Raw genomic sequence first — 23323 nt, forward strand, 5'->3', positions numbered from 1 at the left:
CTCGGTGGTTACGATGAGCCAAGAACACTCTCTTATCAAATCGGCCTATTTGGACCCATAGGCGCTGACGTCAGACAGATAAATGCTAGCAAAGCGCGAATTAGCTCGCTGCCGCTGGCCCAAACTCAAATATCAACGTTTTAGAAGATGTTGCGTGACCTTGATCAAAGGTAACTCCATCATAACCGATGGGATCAGTATCAAGATTGCGAGGAATGATATAGCGAACATGCAATCAGTGCCGCTTGCCCCAAAACCAAACAGGACATCCAGCACTAAGCTGACGTGTTTACACGCATATTATAAAAAGGTTGTTAAGGCGTAGACTTTGTCTCGACATTGCAGCAACATCTGGCCGACACGCGATTGTCTAGTCAACGGATCGCGCGTGAGTTGAATCGAATAATTGCTGAACGGGGCATGCTGCAGACAATCGTTTCTTACTGAATTCACAAGCATGGCGATACTCCAGTGGGTGCAGAAAACCGGCATCGATTGGCATTAGATCGCACCTGGAAAACCCCAGCAGAACGGCTTTATCGAAAGCTTTAACGGTAAGCTGCGGGACGAATGTTTGAATGAAACGCTCTTTGACACATCGGGCGACGTTCGCAAAACGCTCGAAGAATGATAGGAGGATTACAACTGGCGCAGACCACATTCACCCTTGGGGAACCTGACCCCGATGGAATTCATGCAGAGAAAGATGATGGATAAGAGCCGCCTAAGGTCAAGGATTTAACCCCAAGGACCCCGCGCAAAGATGGAGGAAACTGGGGCTCAGGTCAGATTGGCATTACATCGCGCCGCGCTGCCTGGCAGGGTAAAGCACAGCATGATCCCGACAGGAGACAGGCCAATGCAGAACGGGTTCGTGGAAAGTATGAGAGATGAATGCTTCAATGAGCACCTGTTCCACAGTTTGCGACATGCCCGTAAATTGATCACTGCATGGCGCACCGATTTAAGCCAACACCAACCCCACGCAAGTCTTGCCGGCCCGACGCCAGTAGAATATGCCGACGGGTCTAGGGGAGACCAAAATCAAAACAGAGCTGACCCACATTAACGGGCTCCCAGTGGAGCAGGTCACGTGCCACTGCAAATAGACCGAGTGTCGATGGATGGTCGGCCGTGAGCCATCTTTCGCCGAATAAAGCCCATACCGTAATATTCCAGACAGTTTAGATTCGTCGCGAGGCGCTTCTGCACAGTAATCGGCACAGATTTTTCAATGTCCGACTAGACTGCGTCTGGCTGATACTGCTGTACAGGTTGCGGGCATTGTTTTCCCATTAACAAATGCACCTATTGTTTTGAAGGCGGCGCAACGGATGGAAATTCGAACCAACGCCTGGCCCGGAGCCCAGTCACAAGATTCGAAGGCAGGCCGGTCCGGACGCACAACCAAACCGGATTAGCGCCATTGTACCTGCAGCGACTGGGGTAGTAACAAACCCACGTTCTGAAGGCGCATCACGCGCGCGATGCGGACGCGAATGATGGGGGCATTCCACGCACCGGAACGATCAACCTGCAAGCAAATCGTTACGGTAATCAAACCGTTGCGAGACCGAGCGCCACTGCGCCTCAGGATTGCGCGCGGCCTGCGGATCTTCGATCTCGATATCGTCGAAGCCGCAGCGATAAGCGGCGCGGGCCTGGTCTACCAGGATATGACCGCGCGCCCGCAGATGACCTGAAAAACCCATCTCACGCAGCGTGCGGGCCAGCGAAAACCCGCGTCCGTCCGTGCTGGAGCCGAAAGGAATGACGATCAACGACAATTGCTCCAGATGCGGGCCGATCAGCTCGGGGTCCATGTCCGCCGTCAGCAGAAGGGCGCTTGCGTCGCCCAATTCCTCATAGGTGTGCAGGGGACTGTCCTGCCACAGGTCCGGTACAAATCCGGTCTTGTCGACAACTGTGCTCATCCGGTTTTCCTCATGATCTTGCCGTCCGTCGTGATGTGGATACCGCATTCCTCGCGCGGCTCGTCGCGCCAGCGTCCGGCGCGTGCCGGCTCTCCGTCGGCGACCGGTGTCGTGCAAGGCTGACAGCCGATTGATGGGAAGCCGCGCGCGACCAGCGGATGTGGCGGCAACGCATGCGTTTCACGGTACCGCGCTAAATCATTGGGTGACCAGGCGGTCATCGGGTTCACCTTGACGCGCCCGGCCGGGTCGGTTTCGAAAGCCCGCAATGTTTGCCGCGATGTCGACTGAAACCGTTTCCGGCCGCTGACGACCGCTCCGAACTCTTCCAATGCACGCTCTAGCGGCTCGACCTTGCGCAGTCGGCAGCAGGCCGTGGTGTCGTGCCGGTGCAGGTCGCGATCGCGATCCACCTGAGGGTCGGGGCGGATGATCCGTACATCCGTCAAGCCGAGAAGCGTGGCCAGATCGCGCTGATAGGTCAGCGTTTCTTCGAACAGCAATTCCGTGTCCATCAGGATCACGGGCAGGCCGGGGTCAAATTCCGCCACCATGTGCAAAAGGATCGCGGCCTCTGCGCCAAAGGACGAGACCAGCGCGATGCGCCCGTCGAACCGGTCGAGTGCCACGGCCAGGATGGCTTCGGCCGAGGCCTCGCCAAAGCGCGCGTCAAGCCGGGCGGCTGTGATGTTTTCAGGCTGCTTTGTCATGGGCCCCTCCGTAAAGCGCCGCTTTCATTGGTGCGGCACCAAGGCGGCGATAGGTTTCCAGAAATGTTTCGGAGCGGTCCAACCGATGATCGAGATAAGCAACGATCAACCGCTCGATGGCTGGCACGATCTCGTCATGGGCAAAGCCCGGTCCGGCGCGGCTGCCGATTTCGGCGGCTTCTGTGCCGTCTCCTCCGAGTGTGATCTGATAGCTTTCGACGCCGGATTTCTCCAGCCCCAGTATACCGATATGGCCGACATGGTGATGACCACAGGCGTTGATGCAGCCGGAGATCTTGATCTTGAGAGGTCCGATGTCGCGTTGTGCGTCGATGTCGGCGAACGCGCGGGCAATGTCTTGGGCGACCGGGATCGAGCGTGCCGTCGCCAGCGCGCAGTAATCCATGCCGGGGCACGCGATGATATCGGACACCAGCCCTACATTGGCGGTCGCCAAACCCGCGTCCCGTAGCGCGTCGTAGACCGCGGGCAGATCGGCGCGATGCACATGCGGCAGCACCACGTTTTGTTCGTGGCTGATGCGCAGTTCGTCATGGCTGTAGCGCAGCGCGATATCTGCAAGCACGCGCATCTGCGCGGACGTGACATCACCGGGGGTCGAACCGACCGCCTTGGTCGAGACGGTGACGATCACGTGATCGGCGCGCTTGTGCGGCGCTGTATTGATGTCGGCGAAGGCGCGCATGGCGGGGCTTAACGTGCGCGTAACCGGTTTGTCGGCGAACGCCGGCGGACGAAATCCCGCCTCGATTTGCGCGAGCTTCACCGGATCGAGATCGGGCAAAAGGCGCTTTTGCTGCACGAAGTTGGCTTCGATCCGGGTGCGCAGATCCTCCAGCCCTGTTTCATGGACGAGGATCTTTATGCGGGCCTTGAACTTGTTATCGCGCCGACCGGACAGATTGTAGGTACGCAGGATCGCTTCAAGATAGGCCAGCAGATCGCGTTTGGGCAAGAATTCCCGCACGACCTTGCCGATCATCGGGGTCCGTCCAAGGCCACCGCCGATCACCACTTCATAGCCGATCTCTCCGTCCTGACGCCGCAGCCGCAGCCCGATGTCGTGAAAACGGATGACGGCACGGTCGGTGTCGCTGGCAGTGACGGCGACCTTGAATTTACGAGGCAGATACGTGAATTCGGGATGATCGGTGGACCACTGTCGGATGATCTCGGCTGTGATGCGCGGGTCTTCGACCTCGTCCGCCGCCGCGCCTGCGAAATGATCCGCCGTCACATTGCGGATGCAATTGCCCGAGGTTTGTATCGCGTGCATGCCCACATCCGCCAGCGCGGTCAGAATGTCGGGCACGTCCGACAGTTTGGGCCAATTGAACTGGATGTTTTGCCGTGTAGTAAAATGGCCATATCCCTTGTCAAACCGTTCGGCTATCTCGGCAAGCTGCCTCATCTGGCGGCTGTTCAGCGTGCCGTAAGGGATCGCCACGCGCAGCATATAGGCGTGCAGTTGCAGGTACAGCCCGTTCATCAGCCGAAGCGGCTTGAACTCCTCCTCGGTCAACGACCCGTCCAGCCGCCGCGCGATCTGGCTGCGGAACTCGGTGATCCTGTCGCGCAGGAACGCCTCGTCGAAATCAGTGTACTCATACATGATCAGCTTGCTTTCCATGGAAATAGTTTGAGGGGCCGCGTGTGCGAAAGACTTCGCGAAAATGAACTGGACGCGGTATGCCGGTGGACAAGTCTACGTCGATCAGGGAGGCTCCCGCCGTTTCCTGTGGACATTGACCGGCCTGCTCGATCAGCGCCTCCGCATCCTCGGCGGTCCGCGCCACGGCGGCTGTTTCGATGCGCCGGGACCAGCCTTCGCTGGTGAAATAGATCACGTCACCTTCGATCAGGTGGTTCGCGGTTGCGACTTTCGGCTTGAACCCTTTTGTCATTACAGCGCCTCCAGAAGACGTTCGGCTTGTGCCGTGCGCGGTGCGAGACCAAGCAACAGGATGGCTGGACCGTCGGTATCCCTGATCAGGTCGGGCAGGGTGAGAAGGCTGGCCGGTATGACCTGCTGACCGGGTTGAGAGGCGCGCGCGACAATGGTGACGGGCGTGTCCGGGCGCGCTCCGTGCATGAGCAGCCGACCGCGCAGCATTTCCGCCATCGCCTTGCCCATGTAGATTCCGGCGACCGCGCCGGGCAGCGCCAGACGCGCCCAGTCCTGCTCGGAGAACCCGTTGACGTCGTGGGCGCTGAATATGCTGACTGCGGCATTGCGGCCACGCTGCGTCAGGCTCGCTCCGATGGTCGCCGCCGCCGCCGCCGCCGAGGTGATGCCGGGTACGACGGAATAACCGATACCCGCCAGTTCGAGCGCATCTATCTCTTCGTCCATCCGACCGAAAACGCCGCTGTCGCCGGATTTCAACCGCACGACGTTTTGGCTTTTGGCATGTTCAACCAGCAGCGTGTTGATATCTTCCTGTCGCCAGGACGGGCCAAAACCGGTCTTGCCGACCTCGACGATAACCGCTTCGCGGCGCGCCAGATCTAGGATCGGCTGCGGCACCAACGCATCGTGCAGCACCACATCGGCCTCGTGCAGCATTTTGCGCGCTTTCAGCGTAAGAAGCTCTGGATCGCCCGGGCCCGCACCGACGAATGTGACATGTCCCGCTTGTGATGCGTCCCGGTTCATCTCGTCGAGCAAACCGTGCAAAGCCCGCTCGACTGCCTGCTCACCGGCGACCAGCGCGTCCGGCCCCCGCCCGAAATAGAATTTTGACCAGAATTCCCGCCGCCGCCGTCCCGCAGGCAGCTTCTTCACGACGGGACGGAACGCCTTGCCCAACCGCGCGAGGGAACCGATCGAGGCAGGCAGCATTTCCTCTACGTCAGCCTTGATCTTGCGCGCAAGAACCGGGGCGGCGCCTTCGGTGCCGATCGCCACAGTAACCGGATCGCGATCAACGATGGCGGGCGTGATGAAATCGCTGTATTCGGTGTTGTCCACGATCAGCGTGGGAACGCCCGCCGCCCGACCCAGCGCCGCGGCATCGCTGTCGCGTATGGCATCATCGTTCGCGGCGTAGAGAAGCAGGGCACCGTCCAGATCGCGCGGCTCCAGCGGGCGCGAAAGCAGCGTGATACGCCCAGCCCGGTCCAGATTGCAAAGCGCATCGTCAGGCATTTCGCCCGACACCAAGATCTCCGCTTCGGTGCGGATCAACAGCCGGATTTTCGCAAGCGCACATGCGCCCGCCCCGGAGACAACGATCCGCTTGTTGGTCGTGTTCATGTAGACGGGGAAGAACTGCATGGCGAAACTCTCTTAATTCTGGTGAACATTTTTCACTTTCTGCCTTTACGTGGGTCGAAAGTGTCCGCTACAGCAAGGTCCATAAGCGCTGAGTTGGAATAATTTCCAATTTCGCGCGTCAAACGGAATGATTGTCGGAGTTGATCATGCAGAGCGGAAAACCCTCGGTCGACGAAGACGACCGCAAGATACTGCGCGAAGTTCAGCGCGACTGTACCCGGGCGCTGGACCGAATCGCCGAACGTGTCGGCCTGTCACGCACAACCGTGTGGAACCGGATGCAGAAACTCGTGGAAAGCGGCACGATCCTGCGGCAGGCGGCGATCATCGATCCGCGCATGGTCGGACTGGATCAGACGTTCTTCATCACGATCCGCACGTCCCGGCATGATATCGAGTGGCTCGAGACTTTCCGCAAGGCGGTGACAGACATGCCGCAGATTACCGAGGCGCACCGATTGGCCGGAACGACCGATTATCTGTTGAAGGTGCAGGTCGCCTCTACAGAAGCGTTCGACAGCTTTTACAAGGATCTCGTATCGCGGATCCCGATTTTCGACGTGTCTTCGAGCCTGTCTATGGAGACGATGAAAAGATCGCTCGACCTTGAGATTTAGGACCCCGGTCCGGCGTCTGCCATACAGAACGGCGGCGTAAGTGCCCGAAAGGCAGCACCGCTGTCGTCCGCGCGAACGGTAAGGCGCTTTTGCAAATGACCGAAGGACTGCCTGCACCGGCGGACGACTATTCGAATGCTAGCGGTGCGAACTTCGCAACGCTCCGGCGGATCAATGTTAGGTGCACATCCTCACCGGGACGGGCAGGAAAAGCGGGCGTAGACCATGCGTTTATGATCTACTGACAGACGGGTCCGGTGGTCATCGTCATCAGAAAAACTCTTGCGTGATCTTTCGTCGACTGGTGTGTAACGCGATCCACTGGCCATCAGTGATAAAAGCGCGTTCAATGCTGACGCAAGCGAGCATGGGGCAAGAGCGCCACTGGTATCGCGTACACGACCCGGTACAGTTGGCCGACCATTTCGCATCTTGCCTGCCAAAGGACACCTAAAGCCAATGACCCACGAAACGATCCTTGCGAATGCACGGATCATCCTCACGGATGAGACGATTACCGGGTCGATCACAATTCGCGATGGTGTGATCACCGACGTCGCGCAAGGTGCGCATATTCCTCCGGGCGCTCTTGATATGCAGGGCGATTATCTGGCACCCGGTCTGATAGAATTGCACACCGATAATCTTGAGCGGCATCTTACCCCGCGTCCGAATGTGGATTGGCCGCATCGCGCAGCAATCCTCGCCCATGATCGGGAACTGGCGGGCAACGGCATTACGACGGTGTTCGACGCCATCCGGGTCGGATCTATCGTATCGGGCAACAGCAGACGCTACAGCAGATACGCCCGCCGGATTGCCGATGAAATCCTCTCCGCCCAGGCTGGGGGGATGCTGCGTATCAGCCACCATATTCATTTGCGTGCTGAATTATGTTCCGAGACGCTGGAGGAAGAGCTGGCGGAGTTTTCGCCGGCTGATCGGATCGGCATCGTATCCATGATGGATCATACGCCGGGGCAGCGGCAGTTTACCGACCTTGAAAAGTTTGAGGCTTATGTCCGCGGCAAGTATGCCTTCGGCGATCAGGAATTCCGCGACTATGTCGCGTTTCTCTACGAACTTCAGTCCCGCAACGGAACACGGCACGAGGCGGCGACCGTCACGGCGGCCCGGCGGCTGGAGGCTGCACTCGCAAGTCACGACGATACGACCGCTGATCAGGTCGCTGCGAGCCACGCCTGCGGAGTCAGCATCGCTGAATTCCCGACGACGACCGGTGCGGCGCAGGCGTGCCGTGCGCACGGCATCGCAACGGTCATGGGCGCCCCGAATGTGATCCGGGGTGCCTCGCATTCGGGCAATGTTTCCGCAATCGAATTAGCGCACGAGGACTTGCTGGATATTCTGTCGTCGGATTATGTGCCTGCCGGGTTGCTTATGGCTGCGGTACAGTTGGGGACGCTTTGGGATGATCTGCCACAGGCGATCGCCACGGTCAGCGCGCGGCCGGCGGCTGTCGCCGGTATGGCTGACCGCGGTGTGCTCGGTCCCGGCAAGCGGGCCGACTGCATCCGCTTTGCGATCTGGGACGGCATCCCCGTCTTGCGCGAAACGTGGTGCGCGGGGCGACGTGTTTTCTGACGCCCCGCGAATTGCTGTTTCTGCCTTTCATTCGAAGGCCAAGGGGCTATTGCCATCTGACGACAAGCGCCGGCGGCGTGGGTTGTAGACCCGATTAATATACTGAAATATCGCTCGTTCTGCATGACGTCTGGTTTCCCGACGGGTTCACCAAATCAGCTCTGCCTTGAGTGATTTGAAGAACATCTTACCCACGGAAGTGTTGTGGCAGATGCCTTTCCCGCTCATCCACTGCCGACAAAGCATTGTCACGAGAGAGGGCCCGACCGATGACGCGGCAGGGCTACAGATCGAGGGTGACGGCCAGATACAGCAACTTTGGAGCGATGTTGAACGCAAGGTTGCTGTCCGTTGTGGCGTTGTATGTCCGGGTCCTGATGATCGTGATGCCATCTTCGCTCATCAAACCACCAACGCGCCGTTGCCCCAATTGCAACCTCGGTTCGTGCAATTCTTCGGTCATGCGGGAGCGGCCATAGCTTTGCAGGCTCAGGCGGTGCTGTTCGGGGACATGCGCCAACATCACAGTATCACCCTCAAGGAAATTAATGGGTCCTGAGCTTAAACCGCCAAAAAACCATAGCACATGATGCAAAAGGACGCGGCGCGTACAGCGCGCTCAAGGCGATCCCGAACTCCGGATGCATGTTCGATGAGTTTCTCCTGTCGGCATGTCGCCGTGCGGTATGGTGCAGGGTTACGTCCTGCACGGTAACAATCTGGGACGCGAGGCGTGAGAAATCACCGTACGGCAGGTTTTGACCACGGGAAACTCTCGACGCGTTCTGGGGGTGCACCGACTTGCTTACCTTCGGGGCAGGGGCGTATGTTCGCGCGGGCGCCCGGGCGCCGCGCCGCCTTTTCGCGCAGGTCCAAGCTTAAACCTTGACCGCGATCAGGCTGATGAAATCCCCCATCTTGATCAGACCGGGAATATGGCGGGCGGTGAAGATTCCGTCGCGTGTGGCTTGGCAAACCTGAGGCGGTACGCCCGTCCGATCGGCGGCCCATATGCGGGCAAGCGGCTGCCCCTGTACAACCGGCTCTCCCAGATCGACAAGGTATTCGATCAAACCGGGATATTCGGCAAACATGAAGCAGCGTGCGTCCGGCATGTCCAATTCCACGGTCGGATTTTTCTGGAGGGTCCCTTGCAGGATGCCTGCATGGGTCAGCAGATTGCGGATGCCCTGCCGCGCGATGGCGACGGTGCGCGCGCTCGACATACCCGCGCCGCCCAACTCGGTTGTCACGAACACCTTGCCCTGATTTTCCACCTCGGTATCGAACATGCCGACGTTGTCTATTTCCAACATCCGCACGGAATAGGGCGCGCCGAAGGCATGCATCGCAGCCATGCAGGCGCTCTCCTGCTTCTTGTCGTCAAGCACGTGGGCTGCGGCGAAAGGCAGGAAATCCAGCGTGCTGCCGCCTGAGTGGAAGTCCAGCACGATGTCGGCGTGGGGCACAAGACGCGTCGCGATGTAGTGGCACAGCTTTTGTGTCACGGTGCCGTCGGGGCGGCCGGGAAAGCTGCGGTTCATATTGGCCCCGTCGATGGGAGAGCACCGCGTGCCTGCGGCAAAGGCAGGTTGGTTCATCATCGGCAGGATGATGACCCTGCCGGTGATCTCTTCGGGCGTCAGCGTCGCGGCAAGCTCCTGCAACGCCACCGGCCCCTCGTATTCATCACCGTGGTTCGCACCGGTCAGCAAGGCCGTGGGACCGGCGCCGTTGGCGATGACCGTGATCGGTACCATAACAGATCCCCATGCGCTGTCGTTCCGGCTGTAGGGAAGTTTGAGGAAGCCGTGGTGGCTGCCATCGGCATCGAGTGGGATCGTAGGCGTGATGGACGTATCGCTCATGGTTTCACCCATAATTCGCGCGGTGTTTCGCACAGGCATTCAACGCCGTCTTCGGTGATCAGGATCGGTTCGGTAATCTCCAACCCGCCGTCTTCAAGCCAGAGTGCGGGCATGAAATGGAAGGTCATGCCCGGTTCGAGCACGGTTGTGTCGCCGCGCCGGAACGAAATGGTCCGTTCACCCCAGTCGGGCGGATAGCTGATGCCGATGGCATAGCCGCAGCGGCTGTCCTTTTCGAAACCGGCCTTGTTGAGCGTGGCGTTGAAAGCGTTGGCGATGTCCTGCGCCTGGTTGCCGGGTCTGGCCTGTTCAAGTCCCGCGTCGATGGCATCGAGTACGGCAGACTCCGCATCGCGGAATTTCTGCGGTACCTCGCCCAGAAAAAGGGTGCGCGACTGCGGGCATTGGTACCGCCGGTGTGCGCCCGCGATCTCGAAGAACGTCGCCTCGCCGGTTTCCAGCGGGCGGTCGTCCCATGTCAGATGCGGCGCGGTTGCATCGAGGCCCGAAGGCGCCATCGGCACGATGGCCGGGTAATCTCCCCAGAACCCGTAGGCGCCCTTGATCCCGGTCGCAAAGATCTCCGCAATCAGATCGTTTTTGCGCATCCCCGGTTCCGCAAGTTCGAAAATGCGCGTGTGCATCGCCTCAACAATTCGCGCGGCACGGCGCATGTATTCGATCTCGCGCTCGGATTTGACCGCGCGCTGCCAGTTGACCAACCCGGTCGCATCGCTGATCTGTGCGGATGGCAGGCCCGCGATCAGGCTCTGGTGTGCGGCGGCGGAGTAATAGTAGTTGTCCATCTCCACACCGATCCGGCCTGCGTCCTGCCCCAGTTCGCCGAGCAGTTTCGCCAATTCCCGCATCGGGTGCTTTTGCGGGTTTTGGACGAAGGTGTCGTCGTAGCCGCGAATGCTGTCGGGATCGTCCATGAACACGGTGCGCCGGGCACCCTGCGCATCCATGGCCCGGCCCCACCATACGGGCTCGCCCTCCTGTGTCAGAATGACTGCCTGATACACATAGAAAGACCAGCCGTCGTAGCCGGTTAGCCATGACATATTGGAAGGGTCGCACACTATGATGGTGTCCAGTCCTTGGGCCGTCATGGCGGTGCGTGTCTTGTCGATGCGGCGCTGGTATTCGGCGGTGGTAAAGTTTTTTTCGTATGTGGTCACGTGCGCAGCCCTTCGGATGAAGTTATTTGCGCGAGACCGGTTGAACCGCGCGCAATAATGGAGTGCATTGACATGAAGCCTCCCTCGCCTGATGGAGGACCCCGCGCCGGTGCGGTGCACGATAGAACCGAATTGTCCATCGTGTCGAGACGCAGAGAAAGGACGCTGCCATGAACAAGCAACTGACGAACGATCAACTCAGCCAGTGGGACCACGATCACTTTTTCCACCCGTCGACACATCTGGCACAATTCGCGCGCCGCGAGATGGGAAACCGGATCATCACCGGAGCGGAAGGCGTGCACATCACCGACCGGGAAGGTCGTACGTCGCTGGACGCTTTCGCGGGGCTTTACTGCGTGAACGTTGGCTACGGTCGGACCGAGATCGCAGAGGCAATTGCGGCGCAGGCCCATGAACTGGCATATTACCATTCCTACGTGGGTCACGGCACCGAAGCCTCGATCACCCTGTCGCGGATGATCGCCGAGCGTGCGCCAGAGGGCATGAACCATGTCTACTACGGGATGAGCGGATCGGACGCGAACGAGACGAACATCAAGCTGGTCTGGTACTACAACAACATCCTTGGCCGCCCGAAGAAGAAAAAGATCATCTCGCGCTGGCGCGGGTATCACGGATCCGGTCTGATGACGGGGTCACTGACCGGTCTCACGCTGTTCCACAATAAATTCGACCTGCCGCTGAGCCAGGTCGTGCACACGACCGCCCCCTACTATTTCCGCCGCGACGATCTGTCGATGAGCGAGGCGGATTTCGTGGCCCACTGCGCCGATGAGCTGGAATCGCTGATCGCGCGCGAAGGGGCGGACACCATCGCTGCGTTTATCGGAGAGCCGGTCCTTGGCACCGGCGGTATCGTGCCGCCGCCGGCGGGATATTGGGCGGCGATACAGGCGGTGCTGGACAAGCACGACATCCTGTTGATCGCGGATGAGGTCGTCACCGGGTTCGGGCGATTGGGTACGATGATGGGATCGGACCACTACGGGCTGAAGCCCGATCTGATCACCATCGCCAAAGGTCTCACTTCGGCCTACGCGCCGTTGTCGGGGTCCATCGTATCCGACCGGATGTGGGATGTGCTGGAGCGCGGCACGGACCAGTTTGGACCGATTGGCCACGGCTGGACCTATTCCGCGCACCCCATCGGGGCGGCGGCGGGTGTTGCAAACCTCAAGCTGCTGGACAGCCTCGATCTGGTCAGCAACGCGGGCGACGTCGGCGCACACCTCAACGCCGCGATGAAAAAGGCGCTGGGCGATCACCCCAACGTGGGAGAGATTCGAGGCGAAGGCATGTTGTCCGCGGTCGAATTTGTGCGCGAACGCGAGGGACGCGTGTACTTTGACGCGGCCGAGACGATCGGACCGCGGATCGTGGGCGCCATGCTGGAACGGGGCGTAATCGCGCGGGCAATGCCACAGGGCGACATCGTAGGCTTCGCGCCACCCTTCTCGCTGACCCGCGAGGAAGCGGATCAGGTCGTGGATGTGACCAAATCGGCGATTGCCGATATTCTCGGTTAGGCCGGATCGCTCACTGCGCCGCTTTCAGAGCGGCGCTGAGCACGTCGCGGTCCCCGATGTGATTGGCAAGGATCAGGATCAGGCGCGCGTTGAACGCGTCGCTTTGTTCTTTCGACAATCCTTCATGGGCGCGGACCAGTTCGGTGTAAAAGCCATCGGGATCAGAGATGTTCGGGGTCAGTGTCAACATGGATCAGGCCTTTCCGATTGAAGTCTGCATCGCGCGGGCCACGGTCCTTGCATCATAGGTGGGCCAGCGGGCAACGATGTGCTGGTCGGGGCGGATGAGATAGACCGCCTGCGCTGCCTCCCCCAGATACCGTGATCTGAGCGCCTCACTGACTTCGGCGATGGTCACCGCTTTGGCCGTGAGCCCCTGGGCGACCACGTCCGTCGCCTCGCATCCCAAGCCGAGCACATGAAACCCGCCGTCCAACAGATCGAGCAGAAACCCGTCCCCGACAGGCGCATCCGCGCAGGTTGCCCCCGGGCGGGTGGCATCGGGACCGCGCAGCGCGTCTTCGCCGAACGGCGCAAACCCGTCGTAGCTGCACGGCACCGACAACCGACCGGAGTTCACCAAAGGGCGGGCAAAGGGGTGGGCATCAGCAAGATCAAGCACCGCGTTACGGAAAATCCTGCTGATCTCGGTTTTGGGCGTCATAAAATCGGTCGCACGGGACGAATTGAGGATATTTTCATCGGCAGCATGCTCGCGCTCTGTCGCGTAGGTATCCAACAGCGCATCGTCGGCCAGCCTGTTAAGTACCAGATTTAGCTTCCAAGCCAGATTTTCTGCGTCCTGCACCCCTGAATTCGCGCCACGCGCGCCGAACGGCGAGACCTGATGCGCGCTGTCGCCTGCGAAAAATACATTGCCGTGGCGGAATTTCTGCATCCGGCGGCACTGGAAGGTATAGATCGAGGTCCACTCCAGTTCGTAGTCGGGAACGTGACCGGCCTGCGACGACAGCATTGCATCGACGCGGGCGCGGATGCGGTCGGGGTCAAGCTCTTTTTCACGGTTGATGTCCCAGCCAAGCTGAAAATCGATTCGCCAGATGTCGTCGGGCTGTTTGTGCAGCAGGGCGGACTGGCCGCTGTTCTTGAACGGCGGCTCGAACCAGAACCAGCGTTCGGTCGGGAAGTCGGCTTTCATCCGGACGTCCGCGATCAGAAAGTTGTCCTCGAACACGCGCCCGTCAAAGCTCAGCCCCATCATATCGCGCAAGTTTGACCGCGCGCCGTCGCAGGCAATCAGATATTGTGCCTCGACCTCGTAGGGCCCGTCAGGCGTTTCGACGGTGAGGGTGGTATGGCTGTCATGCCGCGCAATTGCGGTCACACAGTTGAGGCCGCGTATCTCGATCGGCGCGCCAGCGGCCTGCGCCTGCCGGATGGCATCGACCAAATACTTCTCAAAGTAGGGTTGTTGCAGATTGATGAACGCGGGATTGCGGTGGCCCGACTCTGGTTGAAGATTGAAGTCGAAAACCTTGTGATCCCCGTGAAACACCTTCCCGACATTCCAGACTACGCCCTTGTCGACCATCGCCTGTCCCGCGCCCAGACGGTGCGCGATATCGAGGGTGCGCTTGGCAAAGCAGATCGCCTTGCTTCCAAGGCCCGCTCCCTCGTGATCGTCAAGCACGAGGGCAGGGGTCCCCTTGAGCCCGAGATCCAGCGCCAGCGCCAGACCGACGGGACCGCCGCCGACGATCACGACGGGATGCCGCACGGGGCGCGCGGATTGATCCGGTACGCGCGCGTAAGGATACAGCCGGAAGGCGGTCTTGTAGCGGGCTTTGGCCATCGAGATTCCTCCTGCGCCGGGGGGGGCGTATGCCTAGCCTTGCAAGGCTGCCCACATCTCAAGATCGCGCTCGGCGGTCCAGATGCGCGGATGAGCGATGCCGCGCGCCTCATCAAACGCGCGGGCCACGTTGAACGGCAGACAGTGCTCGTAAATCGCGTAGTCCGCAAATTTCGGGTCACATGCGGCGCGCACAGCATCCCACGCCTGTTTCAGCGTACCGCCCTGTGCCGCGACGCGCGCGGCGGGGGCGTAGGTGGAGTCAACGAAGTCGCGTGTGCTTTCGATGGCGCGATTGACGGCATCACGACCGATCAACGCGCCCCCCCGGCCCGGAGCGATGGAATTCACGTCATACGCCTTGATCGCGTCGAGCGTGGTGCCCCAATCTGCGAAATGCCCGTCACCGCAATAGCAGGCCGAATGGTCCTCGACGATATCACCTGTAAACATGACGTTCTCGTCGGGCACATGGATCACGATGTCGCCCGCCGTATGCGCGCGGCCCAGATGCATCAGGTCGACGCGGCGGTTGCCGAGATAAACAGTCATCCTGTCGTTGAACGTGGTGGTGGGGTACGTCAGGCCCGGGATGCTTTCATGGCCTTCGAACAGGCGTGGAAAACGCTGGAATTCGCTGTCCCAGTCTTCCTGCCCGCGCTCCATCACCATGCCGCGTGCCGCTTCGCCCATAATGATCTGGTTCGCGCCATAGGCCGATGCGCCCAGCACACGCACGGCGTGATAATGGGTCAGCACCACATGGCTGATCGGCTTGTCGGTCACGTCGCGGACCTTCTCGATCACCTTGTTCGCCAAACGCGGGGTGGCCTGCGCTTCGACGATCATCACGCTGTCTTCGCCGATGATCACGCCCGAATTGGGGTCGCCTTCCGCCGTGAACGCCCACAGATCGCGGCCGATCTCGTCGAATGTGATTGTCTTTTCGCTAAGGTCGCCTTGGGAGGCAAATGCTTTGGCCATGGTGGGTCCTGTCTGGTGTTGGGTTTCGTCAAATGGGTGGGATGGCGGCTCAGGGAAATTTGACCGCCGGTTGGATGGTCGCGGTGCAGGCACCAAACCCGATCTGAAAGCCGTCTCCCTTGGCAACGCCCAGCAGTGTCAGGGTATCCCCGTCCTCGACAAAGCTGCGGGTGGCACCGCCCTCGAGGGTGATCGGCTCCTTGCCGTCCCACGACAGCTCGATCAGGCTGCCGCGCTGGTCCTTTTTCGGCCCCGAAATGGTGCCGGATCCCAAAAGATCGCCGGGTGTCATCGCGCATCCTGAACTGGTGTGATGTGCAAGCTGTTGGGGGGCCGAAAAATACATTTCAGAATAGTTGGTATGGCAGATCGTGGTATCCGTGGCGTCTTTGGTTCTCATCAGGACGCTCAGCTCGATGTCATAGAGCATCGGTTTGGGTTCGTGCAGATAGGGCAGCAGCTCTTTCTCGCGCTCCGGTGTCGCGGTGCGAAACGGCTCTAGCGCGGCGCGGGTCACGATCCACGGGCTGATGGACGTGGCGAAGGCCTTGGCCTGGAAGGGGCCGAGGGGCTGGTACTCCCATGCCTGAATGTCGCGCGCGGACCAGTCGTTGAGCAGGACATACCCGAAGATCATCTCGTCTGCCTGCGCCACCGTGACCGGTTGACCGAGTTCCGAGGCGCAACCGACAATGGCACCCATCTCCAGCTCGAAATCCAGCCGTGCGCTGGGGCCGAAGGCAGGCGCATCGGCTCCGGTGGTCAATGTCTGACCGTTGGGCCGGGCGATGTCGGTGCCCGACACCACCACCGTTGATGCCCGTCCATTATAGCCGATCGGAACGTGCAGCCAGTTCGACGGCAGAGCGTCCTGCGCGCCGCGAAACATGGTGCCGATGTTTACCGCGTGATGCTTGCCCGAATAGAAATCAGTGAACTCCGCGACGACGAAGGGCATTTCCATCCGCGCGTCCGTCATCGCGACAAGATAGGGCGCCACTGCGGCCTGTTCGGGCGCGCCGTCTTCCAGCAATTCAATCAGACGGGCGCGCAGCATGGCCCAGGCTTCCGGCCCCAGCTCCATCACATCGTTCCAGTAGGGCACGTCGAACACCGGATCTTCGGCCAGTTGCACCAGCCCCTCTTCTTCGGCGGTACTGAGATCCAGGATCATATCACCGATGGCGACGCCGCACCGGGCCTCAAGGCTGTTGGTGACAAAAACGCCGTATGGCAGGTTGTTGAGCGGGAAGGGACAGTCCGCGCTGTTGGCGCTTTCCACCCATGATTTCATCAGAGTCATATCAGTCCTTGCAGTTGAGTGGCTCAGCGGCACCACCTTGTATCAATCGCAGCCGTCGGCCTGCATCGTCTTCTTTGAATTCGAAGCGGCAACTTGCGCGAAATCAGCCCGACTTGAAGCGATCCCGCAGAATTTTTATGCCGCAAAGTATACAAACGATAGGACGATCAGCGTGCTTTCCATCATTTCTTGCCTGGCGTGCCGTCGAATTTCTTTTGCAGATCGGTCCAGCAGTCGATGTAGTCATCCTGCAACGGCGCTTCCTGAGCGGCAAACCGTGTGAGGTGCTGGGGGAACCGGGTTTCGAACATGAACGACATGGTGTCCTCCAGCTTTTCGGCCTTGAGTTCAGCGTTCGATGCGCCCTCGAACGCATTCTTGTCCGGTCCGTGCGGCAGCATCATGTTGTGCAGTGACATGCCGCCGGGGACGAACCCCTTTGGCTTGGCGTCGTAGATGCCAAAGATATTGCCCATCAGCTCCGACATGACGTTCTTGTGGTACCATGGCGGGCGGAACGTATCCTCGGCGACCATCCAGCGGTCGCGGAACAGCACGAAGTCGATGTTGGCCGTACCCTCGACGCCGCTATCGGCGGTCAGCACGGTAAAGATCGACGGATCCGGGTGGTCGAACAGGATCGCGCCGACGGGGCAATAGGTCCGTAGGTCGTATTTGCAGGGCGCATAGTTGCCATGCCACGCCACGACATCGAGCGGGCTGTGCCCGATTTCCGTCTCGTGAAACTGGCCCGCCCATTTGACCGTCACGGTCGAGGGCGCATCGCGGTCCTCGAAGGCGGCGACTGGTGTCTTGAAATCGCGCGGATTGGCCATGCAGTTCGCCCCGATCGGGCCACGGCCGGGCAGGTGAAACTTCTGCCCGTAGTTTTCACAGACAAAGCCGCGCGCGGGCCCTTCGATGATCTCGACGCGGTAGACCAGACCGCGAGGGATGATTGCGATTTCCTGCGGTTCGATGTCGATCACGCCCAGCTCGGTGGCAAACCGGAGGCGACCCTCCTGCGGCACGACCAGCAATTCTGAATCCGCCGAATAGAAATAGGCATCCTTCATCGAGGTTGTGACCAGATAGATATGGCTGGCCATCCCCACTTGCGTGTTCGCATCGCCCGCGGTGGTCATCGTGCGCATGCCGGTCAGCCATGTCAGCTTCGTATCGCTGTGCGGCACAGGGTCCCACCGGTACTGCCCCAGCGAGATCACGTCGGGATCAATGTGGGGCGCCGATTTCCAATAGGGTAGATCGATCTTCTGGAATCGATGGGTGTGCTTCACCGATGGGCGGATGCGGTAGCACCACGTCCGCTCATTCTGGTGGCTTGGGGCGGTAAAAGCCGTGCCGCTCAACTGCTCACCATAAAGGCCGTAGTTCACCTTTTGTGGAGAGTTCATGCCTTGCGGCAGCGCACCGGGCAGCGCCTCCGTCTCGAAATCGTTGCCAAACCCGGGCATATAGCCTTCGGTGATCCCGATGGTGTTTTTTGCGGTGCGCAGGCCGTGCGGAGATGGTGCGTGGTTCATCGGCTTTCCCTCGTTCCGTTCCCCCCGGATATTAGTTGGTTTTGTAACTAACAACAGCTAGTTTCCGGGAATGGAGACCCCCGATGATTTCGATCTGCGCGATTTTCTGCCCTACGCCCTCAATCAGGCGGCTGAAGCGGCCAGTCTCGCATTTCAAAAACAGTATCGCGTGCGGTATGGCATGTTGCGGACCGAGTGGCGGGTTTTGTTTCATCTGGGCCGCTATGGTCCGATGACTGCCACGCAGATCTGCGCGCGTGCGTCTCTTCACAAGACAAAGATCAGCCGCGCGGTGCATGCATTGGAGCAAAAGCGATACCTCACGCGAATGGCACAGGAAACGGACCGCCGGGTAGAGGAGCTGTGCCTGACCAGACAAGGCGGGATCGTCTATCGGGAGCTGTACGAGGCCGCGCGCAGTTATGACGCGTCACTGTCGGCACAATTTACGCCGCAGGAGCGCGAAATACTGGGTCGCTGCCTGCACAAGATCGCTCGGCTCTGACCATTCGTGGTTCCGTGCCGCCCGACGGACAGGCGGCACGGGGATGGTTATCAATCCGACTTTGAGTGGTTGGAGTGGTCCATGCCGCCCCGGCGTGGTTCGACGTTGAAAATGACATCGACCTCGCCTGCGTTCTCGAACACGAGGGTCGCTTTGACCTCTTCGCCGTCTTCCAGGGGATCACCATCGAGCCCCATGAACATCACGTGCAGGCCGCCCGGCTCGAGCGTGACGGTTTCACCTGCGGGCAGGGGAATCCCGTCTTCGAGGTGGAACATGCGTGCCACGCCGTTGGCGTCGGTTTCGGATTTGTGCAGTTGGATCATCGGCACCGTGTCGGACCGGATATCGCGCAGTGTATCGGGGGTGTCGCCCGAGTTGGTCAACGTCATATAGCCGCCGCCGACGCTGGCGCTCTTGGCAGTTTCGAAGGCCATTGGATGCGCGATGGTGATGCTGCCCACGGTATAGTCATGCGCAAAAGCAGCGGTCGTGCCGAGAAGTGCCGCAAGTGCGGCGATACGAAGGGTTTTCATTTGAGGTCCAGTATAAGTAGGCGGCCGCATCTGCGCCGCAGGGTTGTGATGTAAACGGTAAACTACATCATCCGGCTGGCGGTGCGCGTGCGGGTGGCGGGCCTGGCAATACGCGCGGCAAGGCTGCCCTGCGCGCGCAGGGGCGAACCGGCCGGGAACGGCTGGTACCTTCCTCGCGTAATATGGAGATGGCCGGAGGAAGCAGGGTCGCACCGATAACGCGACACGCTTCGCATCCGGCGGCCCCCCGATGCGTCCCGTTATCCCCGCATATGTCGGCAAGGGTGCCGCCAACCGCGAGGAACGCGGAGTATTCAGGGTTTTGCGGGCCGGCATCCGCGCGGTGCGCGAACGGCAAGGCCGCCAGCGCAAACAGGATCAACCCGACAAGGACCGTCCGCAACGTATTTGATTGCATCCGCATTGCCGGTGACAATAGAACCTTTTGCGGACCTGTACCAGTGCCGCCCGCTGCGGCGCATTGGTCCGGCCAAGAATGTGCCCGGGTGATCAAAAAAGCTGCCCCGACGCCGGGGGCAGGCATCGGGGCAGAAGCCTCCGAGGTAAGTCGAAGGACCGCCCCCGCATCTCACGGTGGCGTGCGGGGTTCGGTGTTCTCAGGTTTCTTGCGGTGCGAGTGTTCCGATCTTCACCTGGACGGCGATCCGCTCGCCGCGGCGCAGGACCGTAACATCGGCATCCTCATCCGGTGCGGTGCGGGCGACCGAGCGCGTCAGATCCTGTAATTCGGTGATTTCCTTGCCTGCGAACGAGACGATAATATCGCCCGCCTTCAAACCGGCTTTCGCGGCCGGGCTGTCTTTGGAAACCGCTTCGATCACTGCGCCTTCGGGCGCATCCAAGCCGAGCACCTGCGCAACCTCATCGCTCATCGGGCGGATCTGAACGCCAAGCCAGCCGCGCGTTACCGTGCCATCGTCCGACAGGTCGTCCACGATGTCCTGGACCAGATCCGAAGGCACTGCAAAGCCGATGCCGACCGAACCGCCGCCCGGCGACAGGATCGCGGTGTTCACACCGATCACTTCGCCCGCGTTATTGAACAGCGGGCCACCCGAATTGCCCCGGTTGATGGCGGCGTCGGTCTGGATGAATTCGTCATAGGGGCCGGAGTTGATGTTGCGGGCCTTGGCCGAGATGATGCCGCTGGTCACTGTCGAGCTGAGCCCGAACGGGTTGCCCATCGCGACAACCTCGTCGCCCACACGCATCTCGTCTGAAGTTCCGAAGCTGACGAAAGGCAGGTCCACATCGGCGGTGATCTTGATCAGGGCGATATCGGTCGCTGCATCGCTGCCGATCACCTCGGCGTCGAAGGCGCGGCCATCTGCCAGCGTCACGCGGACCTGTTGTGCGCCCGCGACGACGTGGTGGTTGGTAACAATCTCACCACTGTCCGAGACTATGAACCCCGAGCCGAGGCCCTGTTGCGGCGTACCCTGTGGCATCTGCTGCTCAAAGCGTTTGCGCAATGCATCCGGCATACCCTGGAGCAACTGGGCATTAGCGTTCGCTGTCCCGGTGACTTCGATGAATACGACGGCGGGCGAAACCTGCTCGACCAGATCACCGTATCCGCCCGCCGGAACGGCCAGTGCGACAGTCGGTGCGATCATGGGGGCCACGGATAACGCGGCGACAAGGGCGAGCGGGGCGGTTTTGGTAAGTAGTGACGGCATTCAATGCTCCTCGTGCATCAACTTCGATTGCAGCAAAGATGGGGTCCTTGTGTTACGCGCACACCTGTCTTTGCTATACAAAACTGTAATTCGGTTCGGTCTATGCACCGGGGACGACCGCGCCCTATATAAAGACGGTATGAAAATACTTGTGATAGAAGACGACGCCACCACGGGCACCTACATCGCGCGCGGCTTGCGCGAGGAGGGACACGTCGTCGATCTCGTGGAAAACGGGCGCGACGGGTTGGTCGCGGCGACGTCGGGGTCGTATGAAGTGATCATCATCGACCGGATGCTGCCACAAGTTGACGGGCTGACCCTTGTTCGGACACTGCGCGGGGCGGGCAACACCACCCCGGTGCTTTTCCTCACGGCGATGGGATCGGTCGAGGATCGCATCGGCGGGCTGAATGCGGGCGCGGACGATTACCTAGTCAAGCCTTTCGCGTTCGGCGAGCTGTCGGCGCGGGTTGCTGCGTTGGGCCGCAGGCCGCAGGCGGTCGAGCAGGATACCGTACTGACCGCGCAGGATCTGACGCTCGACCTGCTGACCCGCAAGGTCACTCGGCAAGGCAGGGAGATCGACCTCCTGCCGCGCGAATTCGCGCTTCTGGAGTTCCTGCTGCGGCGCAAGGGGCGAGTGCAGACCCGTACCATGCTGCTTGAGGGGGTGTGGGATCTGTCATTCGATCCGATGACGAATGTGGTGGAAACCCACGTCAGCCGCCTGCGGGCCAAAGTGGATAAACCCTTCGATACCGAGATCATCAAGACCGTGCGCGGGGCCGGCTACCGGGTCGATGGATGAGGCAGCTGTGGCGATCCATGCCGCTGCGGCTGGCGTTTTTGCTTGTCATGCTGTTCGCGACCGTGAGCCTGCTCAGTCTCGCCGCCAGCTTCGCCGTTACACGTGCCGCGTTCGAACAGACGATCCGTGATGATCTGGCGCAGGACATGGCAGGGTTTCGTGCGGCCCCATCGGCGGCGGCTGTCGCGCTTTTGGTGCAGGCCGAATCCGAAGGCACCGATCCGGGGCGTCTGGTGCTCAGTTACGTCAGCCGCAACGGCCAAATTTACGGCAACGGTGCCATCGCGCGCGATGACGAAGGGTTTCACATCATCTCGCTGGGCGAGGGCCGCGCGGAGCTTGAGGGAGAATACCTTGCATTGAGCGCGCGGATCTACGGGGGGCGCCTGACGATTGCGCGCAGCCGTGCCGAGATCGAGGCACTGGGTCCCGTTTTCTTCAATATTCTGTGGATCAGCCTGCTTCCCACTGTTGTGATCGCACTCTGGGGCGGGATGATCCTCGCGCGGCGCTCCAAACGGCACGTGGAGGTTATCCGCCGCGCGCTCGACAGGTTGACGGGCGGCGATCTGAGCGCGCGGGTGGTGAGCGGGCCGCGCTGGTCGGACGATCTTTTGCGCATCGGAGCGGCTGTCAACGACATGGCACAGGCGCAGGAACGCTCGGTCACCGCGCTGCGGCAGGTGTCCTCGGACATCGCCCATGATCTGAAAACGCCGATCCAGAGGGTATCATTGCAACTAGGCGCGTTGTCGGATGCCATCGAACGGTCGAGTGATGCAGATAAACTGGTCGCACAAGTACAGGCGGAGGTGCATCACATTTCGGCTGTGTTCCAGTCGCTGCTGCAGCTGGCACAGGTCGAGAACGGTGCTTTGAAGGCGCAGTTCGCGCCCGTTGATCTTGCCGCTCTCAGCCGCACGATGGTCGAAGTGTACGAGCCTACGGCGGCCGAGCGCGGGCAGCATTTGCAGATCGACGTTCCAGAGGGTCCTGTCGAGGTTTCGGGAGAGCGGAATCTACTTGGACAGATGCTTGCCAATCTGATCGAGAACGCGTTCTATCATACACCGCAGGGTAGCCGGATCACGGTGTCCTTGTCAGCCGAGGGCAGGCAGATCGTCCTGCGCGTGGAGGATGACGGTCCGGGTATCCCGGCCCCCGAACGAACGCGCGTCCTGCAACGGCTGTACCGCCTTGACCGAAGCCGCACCGCACCGGGGAATGGTCTGGGGCTTAGCCTTGTGGACGGGGTGGCGCGCCTGCATGGGGCGACGCTGACATTGGCGGACGCGGTGCCCGGCCTGGTGGTCGAACTGCGGTTTCCGGCGCCGGACAAAAACGCAGGATAACCGGCGGGCGGC

At 60.6% G+C, this 23323-nt stretch carries 22 protein-coding genes and 2 pseudogenes; 9 read left to right on the plus strand and 15 right to left on the minus strand.

Annotated features, from left to right (window positions below):
- Positions 1-351: 351 nt before the first annotated feature.
- Together Q1A06_RS11455 and Q1A06_RS11460 are read left to right on the plus strand one after the other, a co-directional pair.
- Positions 352-598: pseudogene (locus tag Q1A06_RS11455) on the plus strand (integrase core domain-containing protein); the annotation flags it as partial.
- A gap of 165 nt (positions 599-763) precedes the next feature.
- Positions 764-1069 (plus strand): transposase, encoded by a 306-nt coding sequence (locus tag Q1A06_RS11460; protein WP_299563335.1) that lies wholly within the window; start codon positions 764-766, stop codon positions 1067-1069.
- A 460-nt stretch (positions 1070-1529) separates the two neighbouring features.
- On the opposite strand, the gene Q1A06_RS11465 is transcribed toward Q1A06_RS11460, so the two are convergent.
- Genes Q1A06_RS11465 through cysG form a run of 5 tightly spaced genes read right to left on the minus strand, consistent with a single transcriptional unit; the run spans position 1530 to position 5942 of the window.
- Positions 1530-1934, minus strand: a complete 405-nt coding sequence (locus Q1A06_RS11465) for a DUF934 domain-containing protein (protein WP_299563338.1) — start codon at positions 1932-1934, stop codon at positions 1530-1532.
- Positions 1931-2644: a phosphoadenylyl-sulfate reductase gene (locus tag Q1A06_RS11470; RefSeq protein WP_299563341.1), complete on the minus strand. Its 714-nt coding sequence runs from the start codon at positions 2642-2644 to the stop codon at positions 1931-1933. The genes Q1A06_RS11465 and Q1A06_RS11470 overlap by 4 nt, the downstream gene beginning before the upstream one ends.
- Positions 2628-4277 carry a nitrite/sulfite reductase gene (locus Q1A06_RS11475; RefSeq protein WP_299564246.1) on the minus strand — a complete coding sequence of 550 codons (1650 nt, stop codon included), beginning with the start codon at positions 4275-4277 and terminating at the stop codon, positions 2628-2630. Before Q1A06_RS11475 ends, Q1A06_RS11470 begins: the two co-directional genes overlap by 17 nt.
- Complete coding sequence (locus Q1A06_RS11480; RefSeq protein WP_299563343.1) at positions 4270-4569, minus strand: DUF2849 domain-containing protein; 300 nt, start codon at positions 4567-4569, stop codon at positions 4270-4272. Before Q1A06_RS11480 ends, Q1A06_RS11475 begins: the two co-directional genes overlap by 8 nt.
- The gene (gene cysG, locus Q1A06_RS11485; protein ID WP_299563347.1) at positions 4569-5942 is read right to left on the minus strand and encodes a siroheme synthase CysG; all 1374 of its coding nucleotides are present in this window, start codon (positions 5940-5942) and stop codon (positions 4569-4571) included. The genes Q1A06_RS11480 and cysG overlap by 1 nt, the downstream gene beginning before the upstream one ends.
- Positions 5943-6088: 146 nt before the next feature.
- Here cysG and Q1A06_RS11490 point away from each other — a divergent pair, with 146 nt between their 5' ends.
- Both Q1A06_RS11490 and Q1A06_RS11495 read left to right on the plus strand, forming a co-directional pair.
- Positions 6089-6559, plus strand: a complete 471-nt coding sequence (locus Q1A06_RS11490) for an Lrp/AsnC family transcriptional regulator (RefSeq protein ID WP_299563350.1) — start codon at positions 6089-6091, stop codon at positions 6557-6559.
- Positions 6560-7018: 459 nt separating this feature from the next.
- The gene (locus Q1A06_RS11495) at positions 7019-8164 is read left to right on the plus strand and encodes an alpha-D-ribose 1-methylphosphonate 5-triphosphate diphosphatase (RefSeq protein WP_299563353.1); all 1146 of its coding nucleotides are present in this window, start codon (positions 7019-7021) and stop codon (positions 8162-8164) included.
- A gap of 27 nt (positions 8165-8191) precedes the next feature.
- Here the strand turns inward: Q1A06_RS11495 and Q1A06_RS11500 are convergent.
- The 3 genes and pseudogenes from Q1A06_RS11500 to doeA all read right to left on the minus strand — a co-directional run.
- Positions 8192-8696: pseudogene (locus Q1A06_RS11500) on the minus strand (IS3 family transposase); the annotation flags it as partial.
- Positions 8697-9042: 346 nt separating this feature from the next.
- Positions 9043-10032 carry a N(2)-acetyl-L-2,4-diaminobutanoate deacetylase DoeB gene (doeB, locus tag Q1A06_RS11505; protein WP_299563356.1) on the minus strand — a complete coding sequence of 330 codons (990 nt, stop codon included), beginning with the start codon at positions 10030-10032 and terminating at the stop codon, positions 9043-9045.
- Positions 10029-11213, minus strand: a complete 1185-nt coding sequence (doeA, locus tag Q1A06_RS11510; protein ID WP_299563359.1) for an ectoine hydrolase DoeA — start codon at positions 11211-11213, stop codon at positions 10029-10031. Before doeA ends, doeB begins: the two co-directional genes overlap by 4 nt.
- Positions 11214-11383: 170 nt before the next feature.
- Between doeA and Q1A06_RS11515 the strand changes: the two genes are divergently transcribed.
- Positions 11384-12763 carry an aspartate aminotransferase family protein gene (locus Q1A06_RS11515; protein WP_299563362.1) on the plus strand — a complete coding sequence of 460 codons (1380 nt, stop codon included), beginning with the start codon at positions 11384-11386 and terminating at the stop codon, positions 12761-12763.
- A 10-nt stretch (positions 12764-12773) separates the two neighbouring features.
- Here the strand turns inward: Q1A06_RS11515 and Q1A06_RS11520 are convergent, their stop codons facing one another.
- The 5 genes from Q1A06_RS11520 to hmgA form a co-directional block, all read right to left on the minus strand.
- Positions 12774-12953, minus strand: coding sequence for a DUF2783 domain-containing protein (locus Q1A06_RS11520; RefSeq protein ID WP_299563365.1), 180 nt, complete (start codon positions 12951-12953; stop codon positions 12774-12776).
- Positions 12954-12956: 3 nt separating this feature from the next.
- Entirely contained in the window at positions 12957-14576 is a 1620-nt protein-coding gene (locus Q1A06_RS11525) for an FAD-dependent oxidoreductase (RefSeq protein ID WP_299563368.1), read from the minus strand.
- Positions 14577-14609: 33 nt separating this feature from the next.
- Entirely contained in the window at positions 14610-15560 is a 951-nt protein-coding gene (locus tag Q1A06_RS11530; protein WP_299563371.1) for an MBL fold metallo-hydrolase, read from the minus strand.
- A gap of 49 nt (positions 15561-15609) precedes the next feature.
- Positions 15610-16863 carry a fumarylacetoacetase gene (fahA, locus tag Q1A06_RS11535; RefSeq protein WP_299563374.1) on the minus strand — a complete coding sequence of 418 codons (1254 nt, stop codon included), beginning with the start codon at positions 16861-16863 and terminating at the stop codon, positions 15610-15612.
- Positions 16864-17045: 182 nt separating this feature from the next.
- Positions 17046-18338 carry a homogentisate 1,2-dioxygenase gene (gene hmgA, locus Q1A06_RS11540; RefSeq protein ID WP_299564248.1) on the minus strand — a complete coding sequence of 431 codons (1293 nt, stop codon included), beginning with the start codon at positions 18336-18338 and terminating at the stop codon, positions 17046-17048.
- Between the two features lie 139 nt (positions 18339-18477).
- Here hmgA and Q1A06_RS11545 point away from each other — a divergent pair, with 139 nt between their 5' ends.
- Positions 18478-18912 (plus strand): MarR family transcriptional regulator, encoded by a 435-nt coding sequence (locus tag Q1A06_RS11545; RefSeq protein ID WP_299563377.1) that lies wholly within the window; start codon positions 18478-18480, stop codon positions 18910-18912.
- Positions 18913-18962: 50 nt separating this feature from the next.
- Here the strand turns inward: Q1A06_RS11545 and Q1A06_RS11550 are convergent, their stop codons facing one another.
- A complete protein-coding gene (locus tag Q1A06_RS11550; protein ID WP_299563380.1) occupies positions 18963-19448 on the minus strand; it encodes a copper chaperone PCu(A)C in 486 nt (161 codons plus the stop codon).
- A 250-nt stretch (positions 19449-19698) separates the two neighbouring features.
- Between Q1A06_RS11550 and Q1A06_RS11555 the strand changes: the two genes are divergently transcribed.
- Positions 19699-19860 carry a hypothetical protein gene (locus Q1A06_RS11555; RefSeq protein WP_299563383.1) on the plus strand — a complete coding sequence of 54 codons (162 nt, stop codon included), beginning with the start codon at positions 19699-19701 and terminating at the stop codon, positions 19858-19860.
- A gap of 205 nt (positions 19861-20065) precedes the next feature.
- Here Q1A06_RS11555 and Q1A06_RS11560 read toward each other — a convergent pair whose 3' ends face one another.
- Positions 20066-21148, minus strand: a complete 1083-nt coding sequence (locus Q1A06_RS11560; RefSeq protein WP_299563386.1) for a Do family serine endopeptidase — start codon at positions 21146-21148, stop codon at positions 20066-20068.
- Positions 21149-21287: 139 nt separating this feature from the next.
- Between Q1A06_RS11560 and Q1A06_RS11565 the strand changes: the two genes are divergently transcribed.
- Entirely contained in the window at positions 21288-21959 is a 672-nt protein-coding gene (locus tag Q1A06_RS11565) for a response regulator transcription factor (RefSeq protein ID WP_299563389.1), read from the plus strand.
- The gene (locus tag Q1A06_RS11570; protein ID WP_299563392.1) at positions 21956-23311 is read left to right on the plus strand and encodes a HAMP domain-containing sensor histidine kinase; all 1356 of its coding nucleotides are present in this window, start codon (positions 21956-21958) and stop codon (positions 23309-23311) included. Before Q1A06_RS11565 ends, Q1A06_RS11570 begins: the two co-directional genes overlap by 4 nt.
- Positions 23312-23323 lie beyond the last annotated feature (12 nt).

The sequence above is a fragment of the uncultured Sulfitobacter sp. genome (assembly GCF_947497275.1).
In the GTDB taxonomy this organism is placed as follows: domain Bacteria; phylum Pseudomonadota; class Alphaproteobacteria; order Rhodobacterales; family Rhodobacteraceae; genus Sulfitobacter.

What these genes read in the sequence shown, in the direction of transcription:
- Q1A06_RS11460 (WP_299563335.1), top strand. Translation starts at nt 764, where the DNA reads ATGGAGGAAACTGGGGCTCAGGTCAGATTGGCATTACATCGCGCCGCG.
- Q1A06_RS11465 (WP_299563338.1), bottom strand. Translation starts at nt 1,934, where the DNA reads ATGAGCACAGTTGTCGACAAGACCGGATTTGTACCGGACCTGTGGCAG.
- Q1A06_RS11470 (WP_299563341.1), bottom strand. Translation starts at nt 2,644, where the DNA reads ATGACAAAGCAGCCTGAAAACATCACAGCCGCCCGGCTTGACGCGCGC.
- Q1A06_RS11475 (WP_299564246.1), bottom strand. Translation starts at nt 4,277, where the DNA reads ATGTATGAGTACACTGATTTCGACGAGGCGTTCCTGCGCGACAGGATC.
- Q1A06_RS11480 (WP_299563343.1), bottom strand. Translation starts at nt 4,569, where the DNA reads ATGACAAAAGGGTTCAAGCCGAAAGTCGCAACCGCGAACCACCTGATC.
- cysG (WP_299563347.1), bottom strand. Translation starts at nt 5,942, where the DNA reads ATGCAGTTCTTCCCCGTCTACATGAACACGACCAACAAGCGGATCGTT.
- Q1A06_RS11490 (WP_299563350.1), top strand. Translation starts at nt 6,089, where the DNA reads ATGCAGAGCGGAAAACCCTCGGTCGACGAAGACGACCGCAAGATACTG.
- Q1A06_RS11495 (WP_299563353.1), top strand. Translation starts at nt 7,019, where the DNA reads ATGACCCACGAAACGATCCTTGCGAATGCACGGATCATCCTCACGGAT.
- doeB (WP_299563356.1), bottom strand. Translation starts at nt 10,032, where the DNA reads ATGAGCGATACGTCCATCACGCCTACGATCCCACTCGATGCCGATGGC.
- Q1A06_RS11515 (WP_299563362.1), top strand. Translation starts at nt 11,384, where the DNA reads ATGAACAAGCAACTGACGAACGATCAACTCAGCCAGTGGGACCACGAT.
- Q1A06_RS11520 (WP_299563365.1), bottom strand. Translation starts at nt 12,953, where the DNA reads ATGTTGACACTGACCCCGAACATCTCTGATCCCGATGGCTTTTACACC.
- Q1A06_RS11525 (WP_299563368.1), bottom strand. Translation starts at nt 14,576, where the DNA reads ATGGCCAAAGCCCGCTACAAGACCGCCTTCCGGCTGTATCCTTACGCG.
- Q1A06_RS11530 (WP_299563371.1), bottom strand. Translation starts at nt 15,560, where the DNA reads ATGGCCAAAGCATTTGCCTCCCAAGGCGACCTTAGCGAAAAGACAATC.
- fahA (WP_299563374.1), bottom strand. Translation starts at nt 16,863, where the DNA reads ATGACTCTGATGAAATCATGGGTGGAAAGCGCCAACAGCGCGGACTGT.
- hmgA (WP_299564248.1), bottom strand. Translation starts at nt 18,338, where the DNA reads ATGCCCGGGTTTGGCAACGATTTCGAGACGGAGGCGCTGCCCGGTGCG.
- Q1A06_RS11545 (WP_299563377.1), top strand. Translation starts at nt 18,478, where the DNA reads ATGGAGACCCCCGATGATTTCGATCTGCGCGATTTTCTGCCCTACGCC.
- Q1A06_RS11550 (WP_299563380.1), bottom strand. Translation starts at nt 19,448, where the DNA reads ATGAAAACCCTTCGTATCGCCGCACTTGCGGCACTTCTCGGCACGACC.
- Q1A06_RS11555 (WP_299563383.1), top strand. Translation starts at nt 19,699, where the DNA reads ATGCGTCCCGTTATCCCCGCATATGTCGGCAAGGGTGCCGCCAACCGC.
- Q1A06_RS11560 (WP_299563386.1), bottom strand. Translation starts at nt 21,148, where the DNA reads ATGCCGTCACTACTTACCAAAACCGCCCCGCTCGCCCTTGTCGCCGCG.
- Q1A06_RS11565 (WP_299563389.1), top strand. Translation starts at nt 21,288, where the DNA reads ATGAAAATACTTGTGATAGAAGACGACGCCACCACGGGCACCTACATC.
- Q1A06_RS11570 (WP_299563392.1), top strand. Translation starts at nt 21,956, where the DNA reads ATGAGGCAGCTGTGGCGATCCATGCCGCTGCGGCTGGCGTTTTTGCTT.